The organism is Acinetobacter sp. YH12108 (assembly GCF_013419055.1).
Taxonomy (GTDB): Bacteria; Pseudomonadota; Gammaproteobacteria; order Pseudomonadales; family Moraxellaceae; genus Acinetobacter.
The window spans coordinates 30538-45399 of sequence record NZ_VPAW01000028.1; the positions used below are offsets into that span (position 1 = coordinate 30538).

At 37.4% G+C, this 14862-nt stretch carries 19 protein-coding genes; 14 read left to right on the top strand and 5 right to left on the bottom strand.

Going from position 1 to position 14862, the window contains the following annotated elements; genetic code table 11:
• Positions 1-12 precede the first annotated feature (12 nt).
• The 6 genes from FTU46_RS14415 (at position 13) to FTU46_RS14440 (ending at position 4086) form a co-directional block, all read left to right on the top strand.
• Positions 13-447, top strand: a complete 435-nt coding sequence (locus tag FTU46_RS14415; RefSeq protein WP_005006045.1) for a DUF6573 family protein — start codon at positions 13-15, stop codon at positions 445-447.
• A 72-nt stretch (positions 448-519) separates the two neighbouring features.
• Complete coding sequence (locus FTU46_RS14420) at positions 520-864, top strand: hypothetical protein (RefSeq protein ID WP_257221226.1); 345 nt, start codon at positions 520-522, stop codon at positions 862-864.
• Between the two features lie 343 nt (positions 865-1207).
• Entirely contained in the window at positions 1208-1738 is a 531-nt protein-coding gene (locus tag FTU46_RS14425; protein WP_005028543.1) for a hypothetical protein, read from the top strand.
• 220 nt (positions 1739-1958) lie between these two features.
• Positions 1959-2600 carry a hypothetical protein gene (locus tag FTU46_RS14430; RefSeq protein WP_033917500.1) on the top strand — a complete coding sequence of 214 codons (642 nt, stop codon included), beginning with the start codon at positions 1959-1961 and terminating at the stop codon, positions 2598-2600.
• Positions 2601-2639: 39 nt separating this feature from the next.
• The gene (locus tag FTU46_RS14435) at positions 2640-3446 is read left to right on the top strand and encodes a hypothetical protein (RefSeq protein ID WP_257224663.1); all 807 of its coding nucleotides are present in this window, start codon (positions 2640-2642) and stop codon (positions 3444-3446) included.
• A gap of 31 nt (positions 3447-3477) precedes the next feature.
• Positions 3478-4086 (top strand): hypothetical protein, encoded by a 609-nt coding sequence (locus tag FTU46_RS14440; RefSeq protein ID WP_024160765.1) that lies wholly within the window; start codon positions 3478-3480, stop codon positions 4084-4086.
• Positions 4087-4130: 44 nt separating this feature from the next.
• On the opposite strand, the gene FTU46_RS14445 is transcribed toward FTU46_RS14440, so the two are convergent.
• Positions 4131-4910, bottom strand: a complete 780-nt coding sequence (locus tag FTU46_RS14445) for an aminoglycoside O-phosphotransferase APH(3')-VIa (RefSeq protein ID WP_000422636.1) — start codon at positions 4908-4910, stop codon at positions 4131-4133.
• A 100-nt stretch (positions 4911-5010) separates the two neighbouring features.
• Complete coding sequence (locus FTU46_RS14450; RefSeq protein WP_012308653.1) at positions 5011-5979, bottom strand: IS30 family transposase; 969 nt, start codon at positions 5977-5979, stop codon at positions 5011-5013.
• A gap of 396 nt (positions 5980-6375) precedes the next feature.
• Between FTU46_RS14450 and FTU46_RS14455 the strand changes: the two genes are divergently transcribed.
• The 6 genes from FTU46_RS14455 (at position 6376) to FTU46_RS14480 (ending at position 10404) form a co-directional block, all read left to right on the top strand.
• Positions 6376-7524, top strand: a complete 1149-nt coding sequence (locus tag FTU46_RS14455; protein ID WP_024160769.1) for a hypothetical protein — start codon at positions 6376-6378, stop codon at positions 7522-7524.
• Between the two features lie 189 nt (positions 7525-7713).
• Complete coding sequence (locus FTU46_RS14460) at positions 7714-7869, top strand: hypothetical protein (RefSeq protein ID WP_005006030.1); 156 nt, start codon at positions 7714-7716, stop codon at positions 7867-7869.
• Positions 7870-7907: 38 nt separating this feature from the next.
• Positions 7908-8333: a hypothetical protein gene (locus FTU46_RS14465; protein ID WP_024160768.1), complete on the top strand. Its 426-nt coding sequence runs from the start codon at positions 7908-7910 to the stop codon at positions 8331-8333.
• A 330-nt stretch (positions 8334-8663) separates the two neighbouring features.
• On the top strand, positions 8664-9620 hold the full coding sequence (locus FTU46_RS16770; protein ID WP_228160841.1) for a hypothetical protein: 957 nt from the start codon (positions 8664-8666) through the stop codon (positions 9618-9620).
• Positions 9621-9642: 22 nt separating this feature from the next.
• On the top strand, positions 9643-10104 hold the full coding sequence (locus tag FTU46_RS14475; RefSeq protein ID WP_046127872.1) for a hypothetical protein: 462 nt from the start codon (positions 9643-9645) through the stop codon (positions 10102-10104).
• Positions 10105-10155: 51 nt separating this feature from the next.
• Positions 10156-10404, top strand: a complete 249-nt coding sequence (locus FTU46_RS14480) for a hypothetical protein (protein ID WP_033917550.1) — start codon at positions 10156-10158, stop codon at positions 10402-10404.
• A gap of 134 nt (positions 10405-10538) precedes the next feature.
• Here FTU46_RS14480 and FTU46_RS14485 read toward each other — a convergent pair whose 3' ends face one another.
• On the bottom strand, positions 10539-11828 hold the full coding sequence (locus FTU46_RS14485; RefSeq protein WP_038350012.1) for a Y-family DNA polymerase: 1290 nt from the start codon (positions 11826-11828) through the stop codon (positions 10539-10541).
• Positions 11825-12343, bottom strand: a complete 519-nt coding sequence (umuD, locus tag FTU46_RS14490; RefSeq protein WP_033917549.1) for a translesion error-prone DNA polymerase V autoproteolytic subunit — start codon at positions 12341-12343, stop codon at positions 11825-11827. The genes FTU46_RS14485 and umuD overlap by 4 nt, the downstream gene beginning before the upstream one ends.
• Positions 12344-13332: 989 nt before the next feature.
• On the opposite strand from umuD, the gene FTU46_RS14495 reads away from it, so the two are divergent.
• Positions 13333-13788, top strand: a complete 456-nt coding sequence (locus FTU46_RS14495; protein WP_033917523.1) for a hypothetical protein — start codon at positions 13333-13335, stop codon at positions 13786-13788.
• 57 nt (positions 13789-13845) lie between these two features.
• Here FTU46_RS14495 and FTU46_RS16775 read toward each other — a convergent pair whose 3' ends face one another.
• Positions 13846-14436 carry a DNA cytosine methyltransferase gene (locus tag FTU46_RS16775; RefSeq protein ID WP_227504911.1) on the bottom strand — a complete coding sequence of 197 codons (591 nt, stop codon included), beginning with the start codon at positions 14434-14436 and terminating at the stop codon, positions 13846-13848.
• A gap of 131 nt (positions 14437-14567) precedes the next feature.
• Between FTU46_RS16775 and FTU46_RS14505 the strand changes: the two genes are divergently transcribed.
• Positions 14568-14862 (top strand): transposase (locus FTU46_RS14505; protein WP_180087618.1); only part of this gene is annotated, 295 nt, incomplete at its 3' end.

Here is a 14862-nt window from a genome sequence, read left to right on the forward strand (position 1 = left end):
GGAGTAGCTATTATGAATAATTTTTTCGCTGGTGCTGAAGTCATCACTGTTTTTTCTTTACAAGACGCTTTAGAAGAGGGCGTGATTCTTTGCCTTAGCGATAAAGAAGAACATGCCAAAGATTGCAAACAGTTCTATAAGTTCCCTGTTTATATTACAAGCAACTTGTATAACAAGCACCTGACAGCTGCAAAAGCAATTTTTCCGAATGGTACGGAAGCTGATGCTGAAAAAATCAATGATTTAATGGGATATACCATCTTTGATATGTTGAACATGAGCGTTCGTGGTTCAGTTGCACTTAATGACCAAAGCGTTAAGTTTAAATATGCTCTACAAGATACACCGCATACCTTTTCTGACACCTTAATCACCAATATTGCTACGGTTGGGCCTGGCGTGAATGGTGAGCCTATCATTACTTTTATGATGCCTGAAGACCAATAAACACAACACCTAGCATTGACCAACCAATGCTAGGTTTTTTGAGATCCGAACGTTCATTGAGAGGTATTAAAAATGCAAATGGCTACTATGAAAATTGACAACCTTGACCTATTCGGCTTTGCAAATATGCAAGCAATAGAACAACAAAGAGAAAAAAACGAATTAAAACGTATAGAAACGATGAAGCTTGTCCGTTGTGACTGGTTTATCGCCGTGACATCTACTGGAGAGCTGTTTAAGTACAGTGAAAAAGTACCAGCTAAATATAAGGCGTTTAAAGGCATTAAATTATTCAAGTGCTGGAATGAAGCTACCGCGGATCTCGTGTTAAATGCCGTAAAAGGCCAATCAAGGGTGATCATTACGAAATACCAGACGTTAAAAAAAGCAAAAAGTTTGCTGTTAATAGCTGGGTAAGAAACATTGATCTAAAGTTTCTACATTTGCCAGTCGGTCAACTCACCAACCTGTACAGGGAACATCAAGAGCGTTTAAGACTGAAGCGTGAAAAAGCCAGACTTAAAGAAAATGAAAACACGTATGACGTAGAACCGCACTAATCACACCCACCAGGAATAAGCACCCATAGCTTATTCCTTTCATAAGATGATGGCCGTAAACGGTGTTTTTAATTGATTAAAAATAACTTGAAATCATGAGCCTATCAGCCGAAATACTTTTACTGAAAAGTTATACAGGCCACATGCACCGATATAATGAATACATCAAAGCTCATTGCTTAAAACTTGGAGATACGACAATGCAACTACAAAAATTTAATACTGGTACTGCTAATGTGCGCCACTTGCTACAAAGCTTCACCCAAGCGTATGACGGTTTACCAAGTTGCGTCATCAATGTGATTGGCTTAGCAACCAAAGCAGATCCGCAGTTTATTTTTAACATTGAACTGGATGTCGTTTTATTTCACCAACATAAGTCACAAGCCTACTGCATTGAAGTCAATGCACCGTTACAGGTTCAAGCCATCGCAGACGCTCACGAATCATTTAGATTCAGTCCTGATGATTCTCATGCATTGATTGAGGGCGAAGTCATGGATGTGGCGATAAATTTACAACACCAAGCCATTAATGACATGATTCAATATGATTTGCTGTCAGATGCAGAACTGGAAAAGTTCAATACATGGAATAAAGGTTTCGCCAGTGCATTACTGACTGAATGTTTTGAAGATGTCGCAGATTTTAATGCGCTGCATAGCTCACATTTTATGGCGAACACTGTTTATTTAAGACTGATTGAGTACTTTAAAAACAACCTGTCATAAGAAACCATTAAACAAATAGAGGGAGATCCAATAAAGGTCTACCCTCTTTTTTTATGCCATTAGATTTAATGACGTATACGATGTTTTTTAATTGATTAAAAAAATATTGAAATTTTTCATTGCCAGTTCCATAAGTAATTTGAGAAAAGTTTTTAAGGGATATTTCACAGATATAATTAATTCATACCTAAGCAATTGCTTAAAACTTGGAGTTGAAGATATGAAAAGCGTACTTGATTTTTTTACAAACCGTTCTAAAACATTAAACATTATTGTGAATCCTGAATTAAATACAGGTCATTCCCTTGCTGATTTTTCGTATAACGAAGAATTGCATCAAGACCTTAATGTATTAACGGTTATTCCGCGTGATCATTACGGAAACTTTCTATCTTTAACCCTTGATGATTGGGGCGTGATTACTTCAAAAGTTCAATTCCCTGAACATCTTGATTTTAATCAATTACTCAGCATTTTTTGGGAAACACAACCCATTTTAGTTGTTACTGACATCGCACGTTCAGAAGTGCATGACAGCGACTTTTTTCAACAAAGCTTGGTCAAGCAAGTCAATCTTGCATATAGCCGAGATATTGCCAGTGAATATGCACCAGAAGATGTTCACTACATCTCTCAATCTTTTGATTTAGATAAGCTGATGCGTTGCGGTGTATATCTGCAAGGTCATTGCTATTCAGCTCATGATTTCGTCATTAACAACCATAACCTATTTGAAAAAGACAGCTTGATTGTGCCTGTTTTTAACATCCACTCGACACAAAAAGAACTGCAACAATTTTTAGTATTTGATCTGCAAGGTAAGTTTTTGGATTGCGTTGTTGGCACTGAAGTTTTGTACTAAGGAATATTGATCATGTCTAAAAAATACTTATTGATTGAATTGAGCTACGAAGCACCTCTCAACACCAGTGCTGATGCTGTTTTGCACAATGTCTATATTGATATTAATCACCCTGAAAATCTGGCGATGTTTAGCGAGTCTTGCAAGAATCGCCATGAAATTAATGAAAACCTACCCATTTGCCAGTTAATCACTTCATGGGTTCGATTACTAGGGATCTTCACCATTCTGGACAATACAGATCAGGACAAAGAAACCCCTGTTCTCATTCAACTTGCTGACGGCGGTACTTTATCTATCGATGGTTGGGAAATTCTCGACCAAGAAACCAAAGATAGACGCTTGGCGTTAATGGACATTGAGCCAGATGAAGAACAAGACGTAGACGACCCTATTTTGTTCGCTCATGAGCATTCAGACTCAATCACACTCACCAAAGTCGAAAAGCCAGTAGCAGAAAGTGTATATGTCGCTACGCGTAACTCTTACAGCAACAACTTTGATTTAGTTCTTGAATGTATCTTGAATCCTGAAAAATATTACAGCCTATATCAAGGCTCATATGATGGCACTCATGTTCAAGTGATCCTGAATGACTTGGCACTACTACCATCATGTAAGACACATAAATCAGAAATTGGCGACTATGTAACATGCAATGTACTGGAGCTGTTCAAAGGCTCAATAGATGCGTATGGCGCAGAAAGTGAATTTATTGATTCATTCGTGCAACTCGACATTACACCGTACTTAGATAGCACACTGAAAATGGACTACACCGAATTGCAGTTTAGCTACCAGAGCAACGATCTCATTGCATTTTTTGGGAATGATCCATGTTCTTAACATGGATCTCTATAGAATAGGAGAAAATACAATGTCTGATCATATCTATAATTACATCATCGGCAGAATCGACAAAAGCCGTAAAATTATGGTTCTGGTGAACTACGAATCAAGATCCAATCTGGTGACTCAAGCACAGTTAATGAAAGTCCAATTCCCGAACCTCAATACCTTGAGAATGTTCCTGAATGACTTTGAGCCAACGGAAAAACATGTTATCCATTACTCGAAATACAGTAAAGAAATGCCATCAGGTGCAGATGGATATTTCCTATTTTCAGAACATGACCAACAATGGAATATTTTTGATCCAAAAGTTATAAATCGGTTTGTTCACATACACCAAGAAGCACCAGAGTTCGATAACTACCAAGATTATATCTGTTCTTGTGAAGTCAAAAACTCACCTACACTTAAAGCAAAACATAAAAAACAAGCATTTGTGCAGAAGATGATCTTCACTTCATTGGGTTTTGAGCGTTATTGCCATCATTGCAATGGCTATGAACCACTGGATCGCTTTTATTATCATTCTGATACCAAAACCTATGAAGCAGTTTGCAAGCCTTGTTATGTTCCTCATTACAAGCCTTACAAAATGAAAAAACGTATGACCAGTACGGTTGAAGAATATATTTAATCATTAACTAGAACTCAAAAAGTATTTTTAGATAATGCTTGGAATCAATTCAATTCATCAAGTTTTAAAAAATAATTCCTTTTGTCAGGTCTATCATTTTTTAAATGCTTTAAAAATATTTTCGCAGTTTCCTCCGATGCATCCTCTCTTAGGCAACGTTCAACAAAGGATATATCTACAAATTCATCTGCTAACCCAGCACGACCAAGATCTAAAAAATAAATTTCATTGAATTTATCTATAAAAATATTACTATCCGTGATATCGCCATGAGAAAAAACCAATCTTTCTTCAACACGAGTCTCGGTTAACTCATTCCATAGACTTAGGTAAGTTTTATGGTCTCCCCATAATTCAGTGTCAAAATCATCTTGATCTATATCGTCAAGGAGTTGGTTATCAATAAAAAATTTTGACTCTTTTAACCGATGATCAATGTTTGAAATAAATGGACAATCAATAATAGCAATTGAATTTAACAGATTGAGTGCCTCCTTATAGATAGCAAGCAATTCTTGGTCTGTTAAAAAAAGCGCTGAAATTGGTTTTGCATTGATCGCTTTAGTGATCATGAATTCAAACTGCTCATCCTGAAAAGTCATGATGAGTTCAGGCACCTTTAATTTCTCAGAGAGCCAACTCAACATTTTCGCTTCACGAGAGACACTGTATGTGGTCTCTGTATATAAAGTGCTAGATCGCTTAAGAAAAAAAGTTTCATTATTTCGATTAAAAGAATAAACATCCGATGGCGACTGACCAATTTTATTTGGCTCTAAAACGCTGTTTCCGATAAATTGTTGAATAATATTGGGCAATTCCATCAAGTTTTCCTTTTATTCAGCATTAAAAACCCCGCAAATGCGAGGCCTAGTAAATAGATGATCTTAATTTGGTTCACTGTAGCAAAAATATGGGGCGAATTCAAACATGAGGTGCGACAGTTTCAAAAGCCATATGATAATCAACAAGCTGAGCAAATTTCTCTAATGGTGTAAGCCAATCTAACGCCTTTCTAGGACGAGTATTCAGTGACATGGCAACTTGATTTAAATAATGCTGATCTGCCTGATTTAAATCAATCCCTTTAGGTAAATATTGCCTAATTAAACCATTCATATTTTCGCATGTGCCTTTTTGCCAGGGTGAATGTGGGTCACAGAAATATACATCTATGCCTAAATCTTCTTCGAGTATTTTATGTTCTGACATCTCACGTCCACGGTCATAGGTCAACGTTTTACGCAGTTCTGCAGGTAAATATTTCAGAGCTTCAGTTAAAGCCTTGCGCACTGATTCTGCCTTTGCATCAGGTAATGTTGCCAAGATACAGAGCCGTGTATTTCGTTCAATAAGTGTTGCTATCGAACTTTTATTGTCTTTACCTTTAATTAAATCAGCTTCCCAATGACCCGGTATTTTTCTTTCTTGAACTTCGGCTGGGCGCTCATGAATAGTTTTAATATCCTGTAATATAGAATCTTTTTTAGGTTCACCGTTAGCTTTTCGCTTTTTATTTTCATGACGTAGACAGGATAATAAGTCTTTTTTCAACTCACCCTTGGGTAATGCTCGTATCGTTGAATAAATCGTTGTATGGCTTACATTCATTGTTTGATCCAAATCAGGAAATGTCTTTAAACGCTTTGCTATTTGCTGAGGAGACCATAAACAACGGATCGCTTCAACAATAAATTTCCAGAGGATTGAATCGATTTTGAGTTTTCTGTGACCACGTCTACGTCTAGCAAAAGTGTTATCAGAAGCATATTGAGCTTGATAAACGTCATTGATGCTATTTCTTTTAAGCTCACGATAGATCGTACTAGGATGTCTTTTAATAAGTTCAGCAAATTTTCTGGCTGAAAAGCCTTCTTTTCTTGACTCAAGCATTAATGCAGTACGATCTTCAAAGTTAAGATGATGGTATGACAATTTTATATACTCCATAAACCCTTTAAATTAATTAGGTGGTTTATGTCGCACTTCAAGTTTTACTCTGCCATGGCAACTATTAATTATTGCCATCTTTTTTTGATATAGATCTATGTAATCAGGTTATTTTAATATGTGAGCCTTATTTTATTTAATTAAATATAAATAATTGATATTAGTTTTATTCAACGTATACGGTGATTTTAATTGATTAAAATATTTTAATTACTGAACCACTACCGTTGTTAAATTCAGCTTCATTAATATTTTAAGGAAAAAATTATAAACGCCACTTAATAACTATTATGGAATCTCAGATGTAGAGCACACGGCTCAAAACTTGGAGATTTTAAAATGTCACATTTCACAGTTGCAGTAGTTACCACCCCTGATGGTGATGTTGTAGATGCCCTAGAACCATTTTACGAATTTGAATGCTCAGGCATTAAAAACAAATATTGCATTTCAGAATCATCATTGGACGAAATTAAAGACCAATACGAATCGACAGAAATCACTTTGATGAAAAACTCAAAGCCTATCATAGATGATGGTGAAGAACGCTATGCGTTTCTTGACGACCCTCGTTTCGTGCGTGATGCAACAGACTTCGAGCTTGATGCCATCAAAAACAACAAAGGTGATATTTTTGCTGACTTCCCGAACGGCGGTAAACATTTATCAGTGGTACAGGTCAAAAACGATGATGGTACGTACTCAAGTCGCATTCGTGATTTAGGCATGTTCATTCAATGGCATCAAAAAGATGTGCCATGTACTGAAGTGTTTGAGCTTCAACAGTTCATTAACTGGTATAACGAAAAAGTTACGCCGACTGTTTTGACAGGTGAAAAACCTGATGAAAGTTGGACAGAATGGATAGAGCTTGATGCTGACGGTAAAGTGGTCGATTACTTCACCACCACCAACCCGAATCCGAAATACGATTGGTATGAAATCGGAGGACGTTGGAAAAACATGCTGTTGCGTCTTGATGGACGAAAAGTGGATAGCTGTCCGATTGGTGAGCTAGATTTTGAAACCGAAATCAACCGCTTAAAAACCGAAGCTAACCGTGTTTATGACTATTTTGAGAAGTGTATCGGTGATGCTTCACGTACTTGGCGGTCATGGGCTGATGTTTGGTCTGATGAATCAATCGAATCAGTGAACGATAAGCGTAATTTCTATCATAACCAAGATGCAATCTTATTAATGAAAGCCAGTGATACGGATAACCTGTTTGGCATATTCGGACATGAATTTGATGAATTTTTGGTGAGCCGTGAAGAATTCCTAGCTAAAAAATCAGCAAACCCATTCGGTACGTACTGTTTCTTAGATGCTACCACTGATGCAGAAATCGGAGATTGGACAGGTTCAGAATGTGGATTGTTTGGAGAAGACTTATACAAAGAGGAAAATTGGGAATCCAAAAACCAAGCATTGCTGAAGAGCTTTCCAAGCGACTATATAATCACGATTGTTGATTGCCATATCTAAAACCCAAACAGGGATAAGCGTAAACCCTTATCCCTTTTCTTTTGGGCATTTTTTAAAACGCATTCGATGTTTTTTAATTGATTAAAAAGGTTTTGAATTTTTAAATTTTAAATTTTAAGAAAAATTAAACAGCTATTGCGCTTTGTATAATGAATATAGATTTAATCACTATCCTTAAGGGCTTTTAATATGTGGAATACATTAGTTTTAATTCGTAAAACCGCAACGTCAAAAGAAATAAAAGACAAAGCTGATATGTATTTAAGCCAGTTAAATACTGCAACCATTTCAGCATCTCTTAAAGCTGAAATACTCTCTTTTATCGAATCTGTTTTAAACGATTAATCAACTTAGGCTCAACGCCTACAACTTGGAGAAACCCCATGAATTACTACAACACATTCACCATTCCATGCAATTTTAAAGTACAGCACATTGAAGATGGTCAATTTGTCGTGTTTTTTGCTGATGGCACTCAGTTAAGTTACCAGATTGAAAACACCAGCAAGGTTAAATGGATTGAACCTGAAGCATTCAGCTTAGAGCAAGTACTCCTAAGCTCAAAAGAGCCAATCAATGCCGATGATATTGACATCATTAAGTATGCTTCATACCGCTTAATTGCTGACACGCCATTGATTGATGATGATGGTAGCAATCCTGAACCTGATTGCCTTTACTGCAAAAAATCTAGTGACACTCTTAACAGCCTCATACTTCAAGTCACTGAAGCACATACCCTCCCATGTTGGCTACTGACATCAAACGGCGTTCATATCCTAGATATTAATGAATTGACTGAAGCTTAATAACAACAACCAGTGAAGCATGTCTATTGCTTCACTTTTTGGCAGTTGAAAACCGCATTCGATGTTTTTTTAGTTGATTAAAAAAAGGTTTAGAAATTTGGTTGTGGCCAGCGCTAGATCTGGCGCACCAGGATCAATGCTTATTTGTATGGTTCGTTAATTGCTTCCATCATTCTAATAGCATCCTCATTACTATTTTTAGCTGCTATCTGTTAAAAGTCGCAGCAAGGACCAGTAAAACAATAATAAATAATTTTAAAAAAGTTTTTGGGTTAGGTTCTATCTTAAAATAAACATATTGAAGCAGAAAGCTTAAAACTTGGAGTTGAAATGGTTTCTATTAATGAATTACTGAACAAAAACCTTGATCGCAAATATGGTCCAATTGAAGCGCATGAAGTTATAGAACTTGTTCGTGTAACTCGTGCGCCAGAATCCGTAAATAACCCTTCAATGCCATCAGTTAGAATTTCTACTGCAGATCTGCACCATATGGTTGAACAAGCTAAAAAGTTCAATTTGTGGGAAGAATGGTCCACCAAGGTTTTAGCAACTGAGTTGCCATACAACCCTTATCTTAAGCCAGTGTTTACAGGTCATAGTTTCCCACGTTCTAGCATGTCTACTGACAACTACGAAGCATTAGTACGCTCTACGTTAGTGCCGGTGCTACTACCTGAAGATAAAAAGTCTTTTATCAACCTGAATGACAAAGTTATGTCATTTAACAACCTCATGTTTGATATGCCCGATGCGATGGTGAACCATCTCATGACTGGTAAAAAACTTTGGCTATATGCAAAAAATGGGCAAGTGGTCTGGTATACCCGTGCTGAGTATGAGGCGCAAACCAAGTGGAACCAGGCTGAACAGGATGCTAAGAAAAAAATTACTGCATTGTTTGAATTATTCAATGCGCTGCAACAAGCTAAACCGATCTTTGATGCTATCGATCAGAAGAAAAACTTCAGTGCTTTACCGTTCAAATGGTTCACTGGTGTAAAAATTGTAATGTCAGGCTTGTCAGCTGGATCATGGGGCGATGGTGAAAAATCAAATACAGTGACTCACTTGGTTTTTGATGAAGACTACTCAGGATCTAAATTGGTTCGTGAGAAAAACCAGTACTTGTGCTCAGCTGGAGGCTTATTCCCTGCAGATGAAGCAAAGAAAGAATTCAAAATGAAAGTAGGTGAAGTTACCGTGGACACGGTACCGCACCTTGTTACATGTAAAGTGTGCCTAAAACGTATTTTTACGCAACTTGCATTAACTCAATCTAATTAATCAAATTTATAGGGTGTTCATCATGAATAACAAAACAATTGCCAAAAAAATGATTAACCAAGTTAAATCGGTTATCACTGACCCTCAAGCAAAAAGCTTGTTGGCTGCTTATCACGTAGAGACGTCATTTACCCACTTCTACGAAACACACAGCCACATTTACTTGGTTGGTAAAGACATTACTGCAGTCATGGCCAAACATTTTCCATACTTCACGTTTAAGACTCGTGATAACAAGAAAGCCCGTCACGGTATTGGCGATGGCTCAATGTCTGATTGCTTAAACAAGCTGCGCCGTGTGTATCGCTTAGAAATCAAAAAACCGATTAGCGAGAAGTTTATCGCTGAAGCTGGTGCACCGACTTTCACAAAAAGCCAATCTGTAAGTCCTGTTGCTTATTTGATTGATGAAGTTGTGCAACAAGAAACAGCGCCGATCGCACGATCTGACGTTCAAAACAGTTTCCAGGATCTTTTCAATTGATTTGAGGCTTATATGAATATGCATACGACTCAAAAGAGTGAGAGAGACAAAATGACAAAACGCTGTTCTGTTGATGTGAAGTCACCCTGGTTCTTCATAGAGGACCAAATCCCAAACAAAGATGGCACGGCGTTTATTGTGTGGGATGAATTCTTAGACCATGAAATTAAACCTATCCGCTGGAGCGATAAGATCCGTGACTATGCTTCAGGTGAAGTCGAATGGAGTGGAAGCTTCTTATTTTGGCGATATGATGATGGTACACCAGCTGAATCACCAAGAAGCTATCAGCAATCTTAATTTCTTATATTTCCGAGGGTGTAGCCAATTGATTTTGAGATTTGATCAATCTCTTTAAGGCAAAGGTTTGATTCCTTGAATGCCAGTTCGAGTCTGACCATCCCCGTCATTGCCAACAAATTCCCTCAAATGAATCAATTGAAGACAATCATACCAGCCTCACTAAAATAGTTACGGCTTTGACGTTCTGACTTAGGTTCCCAATCTCTATTTTTCAGATTACATGATCCAGCAGCAATTTTAGCCTTGCCAAACTTACTTTGAATGTTTTGAAACGCCGTCATTAACGCTTGCTCTTTTTCAAGCTGCTCTACGTCAGTTAGTAGGCCGATCGTGCGATGTTCTTCTTTTATCAATTCACACAACATCACGCCACATTTCTTAAACTCTATCCCCTCTTTGTACAATTTATCAATCAGTGATGTGGCAGCTTTAACCAGTTGCATCAAATTGTTTGTAGGTTGGGTAAACGTGTATGTTAACGACTTGCTGTAATACGGTTTTGACTGGTCAAATGGGTTGGATTGCAAGAAAACAATCAGAGATCCGCATAGCTGGTGTTCAGCAACAAGCCGATTGAATGCATTATGGGTATATTTGCTGACGGCTTCTTGAAGAATTGAGAGCTCAGTAATTTTCTGGCCGAAAGATTTGCTCGAGACAATCTGTTGTTTCGCCTTAGGTGAACTTTCAAATTCAAAGCATGGCTGGCCAAGCAATTCTAAAATCGTACTTTGCATATTCACATTGAAGAGTTCACGCATTCGATTCGGGTTGGATGTTGCAAGATCCAGCACACTTAAAATCCCCATGTCATTAAGCTTTTTAGCGTACTTTCGCCCTACACCCCATATTTCATCAACTGGCATGCTTTGATAGTAGCTTTCGACATCTACCAGGCTCATTGTCACTAAATTACAGATTCCATTTAATTCTGGATTCTTTTTGGCAAGGTTGTTGGCCATTTTACTTTCAGTCAGTGTTCTACCAACACCCACGCACGTTGTTAAGCCAATAAACTTATATACTTGATGCCGAATCTCCCGTGCCATTTCAGTAGCATCAAAGTTTTTAGTAAATTGAGTAAATTCTATAAAGCCTTCATCAATGCTGTAAATGCTGTAACAGCTTGGATCTACAAAACCAGATAATATTCCATGAAAACGGCGTGACATTTCGCCATATAGCGCAAAATTGCTCGATAGCACATGAACGTTATGTTTATTGATGATGTCTTGGACCTTAAAGAGTGGCGCACCCATCGGGATTTTTAAGAGTTTAGCTTCAGCGCTTCTCGCGATGATTGTTCCATCATTAGAGCTTAAGACAACGCATGGTTTACCCTTTAACTTAGGGTTCCAAAATGCTTCCATCGAACAATATGCCGAATTTATATCAACATGAATAAATACCCGGTTTGTCATTTTCGTGCGTCTTTAATGATGTAAGTCACTACGCCCCACACAATCAATTCCTGTTCAGGTTTTAGAAAAATATGTGAGTGCTCTTGGTTTTCTGCTTTAAGCCAAACTGGAGGGATAGATTTTGCATCTGGACCAAAAATTTCATTAATTTCACCAGCTGACATTTGCTTGGTGATCATCAACCGCTTAACGGTAAAGTCTGTTTCTAGCTGAGCAACAATAATATCTAGATGCTTGGCGTCTAAGCTTCTATCGATTATGAGCTTATCGTTAATATCTATACCGGCATTTAGCATGGAACGAGAGCCTACTTTACCAATAAACGTAGAGTACTCATTGGTGATCAGCATTTCGTTGAGATCGACCGACTTTTCAATAAAATCTTGTGCTGGTGATGCAAATCCAGCCGACAGCAGCTCTAACGCCACTGGAATGCGTTTAGGTGCACCAGGAGCAAGAGCTTCAATTTCAACTAAATCACCAGCTTTAAGCGGTATTTCTGATTTTTCTGACATCTCAAGACCGGTGAAAGAATATATATACCAATTCTATTTCTTGCATGTCTGATGATCAATCAAAAAATAAAAACCAGTAGGCATGCCACTTGCCTACTGGTCGTATTGGAAGTTCAAAATTGACTTAGATCTTAGAAAAACTCAAGTGATATAAGGCTGTTGCGCGTACTAAATTTTGACGCGGTGATTTTGGTTTCCAGGCCTGGTCAGACCATGGCCAGAGATCAGGAACCGACTCACTTGTATATGCAGATGGTTTAGAGGGAATTCATCGCATAAACAGATTGAGCATTTAATAGCGTTGAATGTTAAATATCTACGGCAAACTGCTTTCAGATTCATGAATTGGGTTTGTTCAAAAACAGCGTTATTAATTAAAAACTAAAACGCCTTTCCACATGTACAAAACCAGTAGAATAAAACCAATAAGAATATGCACTTCGATAATGACTATTAGCCAGCTTCTGCACATATTGAATAAATACTTAAAGAACGATGGCGCTTGGTGTTTATATTCGTTTTCTTCTTCGTAGTCATCTGTATTGACATGGTTCCAAAACGGTTTCTCTTTGGTTTTACACGGGTTGTCATTATCAGATTTAGACAAAATTTTTACCTTTTATAACCTAACCAATTAGATAATTATATTAAATCTATTAGCCACAAAAACTTTATCAAAAAACTTTTTTTCGTTAATTTATTTGTTTAATGCACTGATCAAATTAAATGTGAGTGACTTGGACCTATCTAATCGTATGAAACTGAGTGTTACTGAAGTTGGACATCTATATTCACTTGAATACACAACCAAGATTGAAGTGCTGGAAGAAGCATTTTTAGCATTAGGACTTTGGATCTTCAGGTTATTTAATTAACTTCTACCCTTTTGACCTAGCCTAGCTAGGTTTTTTTTTGAAAAAATTTTAAAGCCCAAACAGTCTTTAAAATGAATACATCAAGCTCATTGCTTAAAACCTGGAGTATTCAAGATGTATCTACGCTACACGATGTTTAAAACAGATGGAGAAAAAGTCCTTAGTTCGCACGGCATTGGGTTAAGCAACTGCTTTATTTACCATGCAGCGGAAATACTCTACAAAGAGGTTCAAAATTCTGCATCTTTTGACCGTTACATTGAGAGATTATCAAAGTGTAATACGATCAAATACAACCACGAACGACACGGCGACAAAGCACGTATTGTCTATTTTGCACCTGAAGATCTAACGCGTGTCTCTTACAGTACAACATATAGCGAACGGGTTGAAAATGCCAATATCGATAGCTTTGACTTGATTACCCTGTACGCTGAGTACAAAACTATTTTTAGTTGTATCTATTTTGATATATCAACGAATACCTGGTCTGTACGTACATACACTGATGTATTAACATCAATGGGCATGTTAAAGCCACCAGTAGCACAGTTAGCATTTGCAATATAAGAGCCCCTGAAAAGTCTTATACCCACCTAGCATTGACCAATCAATGCTAGGTTTTTTTTACGATGCAATTTGATATTTCATTTCATGTTTAAAGTTTGCTTTGACAAGTGCATGGGATAGATCTGGAGGTACTGAGTTACCTACCATTCTGTATTGCTCAGTTTTCGTCAGCTTAATTTTTTGGTTATTTTCATCTACACCATGAGTAAAGATGTAATTGCTTGGAAAGCCCTGAGCCTTATACAACTCAAATGGTTGAATCATCCTAAAACCAATGTCTTCAATATAATAATGTTCATTATTGATTTCGATTAAGCCGAAACGTTCAAACAAGTCATTCTTAAAGTTGAATTGCCCGGTAAATTTCAAAAGTAGCGCACGTACTTCCGCAAACTGATTCACGGTCGTTAACGTGTGAAATGGTTCTGATAGCTCTTGGCCAGTGCACCCCTTTTTCATTTTAGATAGGTGACACACGTATAGCGCATGTGTACCGCCTTTTGTTTCTGCTGTAATTGTACGTAATGGCTCATTTATTGGCATGGATCTACGACTTGAACCATTGGCACACTCAGTAAGAATTGGCGCCACATTGTCCACGATGTAAGGTTTTGGGTTGTGAACGATATATTTTAAAATCCCCCTCACAATTCGCTCTAATGTAGCTGGTGCTAAAGGTTTTTTACGCTTGAATATGCTTAGGGTGTGTTGACACTTTTAGTTTAAAAAAATAGCGAAGTAGTAAAATCAAATCGCCAAACCCAATTTTACTATTCGCTATGCCTCGTACCATGCTGACAGATCAACCCTGGCAAAAGTTGAAAGTTATTCTGCGTAATTTATCCATTCACCACAACTCAAATTTACGCAATTTTATTGAAGCTATTCTCTATAGAATTAGAACAGGCTGTCCGTGGCGAGATATTCCTTCTTGTTTTGGTCATTCCAACTCTATTTTCAAACGTTTTAATCGTTGGTCAAGCAGCGGTAAGTTACTTAGATTATTCAAATTACTAGCCTCATGCCCCGATATGGAGTGGATTTTTATTGATGGCTCTCATGTACGTGCTCATC

What these genes read in the sequence shown, in the direction of transcription:
- FTU46_RS14455 (WP_024160769.1), top strand. Translation starts at nt 6,376, where the DNA reads ATGTCACATTTCACAGTTGCAGTAGTTACCACCCCTGATGGTGATGTT.
- FTU46_RS14415 (WP_005006045.1), top strand. Translation starts at nt 13, where the DNA reads ATGAATAATTTTTTCGCTGGTGCTGAAGTCATCACTGTTTTTTCTTTA.
- FTU46_RS14430 (WP_033917500.1), top strand. Translation starts at nt 1,959, where the DNA reads ATGAAAAGCGTACTTGATTTTTTTACAAACCGTTCTAAAACATTAAAC.
- FTU46_RS14460 (WP_005006030.1), top strand. Translation starts at nt 7,714, where the DNA reads ATGTGGAATACATTAGTTTTAATTCGTAAAACCGCAACGTCAAAAGAA.
- umuD (WP_033917549.1), bottom strand. Translation starts at nt 12,343, where the DNA reads ATGTCAGAAAAATCAGAAATACCGCTTAAAGCTGGTGATTTAGTTGAA.
- FTU46_RS14465 (WP_024160768.1), top strand. Translation starts at nt 7,908, where the DNA reads ATGAATTACTACAACACATTCACCATTCCATGCAATTTTAAAGTACAG.
- FTU46_RS14475 (WP_046127872.1), top strand. Translation starts at nt 9,643, where the DNA reads ATGAATAACAAAACAATTGCCAAAAAAATGATTAACCAAGTTAAATCG.
- FTU46_RS14425 (WP_005028543.1), top strand. Translation starts at nt 1,208, where the DNA reads ATGCAACTACAAAAATTTAATACTGGTACTGCTAATGTGCGCCACTTG.
- FTU46_RS16770 (WP_228160841.1), top strand. Translation starts at nt 8,664, where the DNA reads ATGGTTTCTATTAATGAATTACTGAACAAAAACCTTGATCGCAAATAT.
- FTU46_RS14495 (WP_033917523.1), top strand. Translation starts at nt 13,333, where the DNA reads ATGTATCTACGCTACACGATGTTTAAAACAGATGGAGAAAAAGTCCTT.
- FTU46_RS14420 (WP_257221226.1), top strand. Translation starts at nt 520, where the DNA reads ATGCAAATGGCTACTATGAAAATTGACAACCTTGACCTATTCGGCTTT.
- FTU46_RS14485 (WP_038350012.1), bottom strand. Translation starts at nt 11,828, where the DNA reads ATGACAAACCGGGTATTTATTCATGTTGATATAAATTCGGCATATTGT.
- FTU46_RS14450 (WP_012308653.1), bottom strand. Translation starts at nt 5,979, where the DNA reads ATGCTTGAGTCAAGAAAAGAAGGCTTTTCAGCCAGAAAATTTGCTGAA.
- FTU46_RS14480 (WP_033917550.1), top strand. Translation starts at nt 10,156, where the DNA reads ATGACAAAACGCTGTTCTGTTGATGTGAAGTCACCCTGGTTCTTCATA.
- FTU46_RS14440 (WP_024160765.1), top strand. Translation starts at nt 3,478, where the DNA reads ATGTCTGATCATATCTATAATTACATCATCGGCAGAATCGACAAAAGC.
- FTU46_RS14445 (WP_000422636.1), bottom strand. Translation starts at nt 4,910, where the DNA reads ATGGAATTGCCCAATATTATTCAACAATTTATCGGAAACAGCGTTTTA.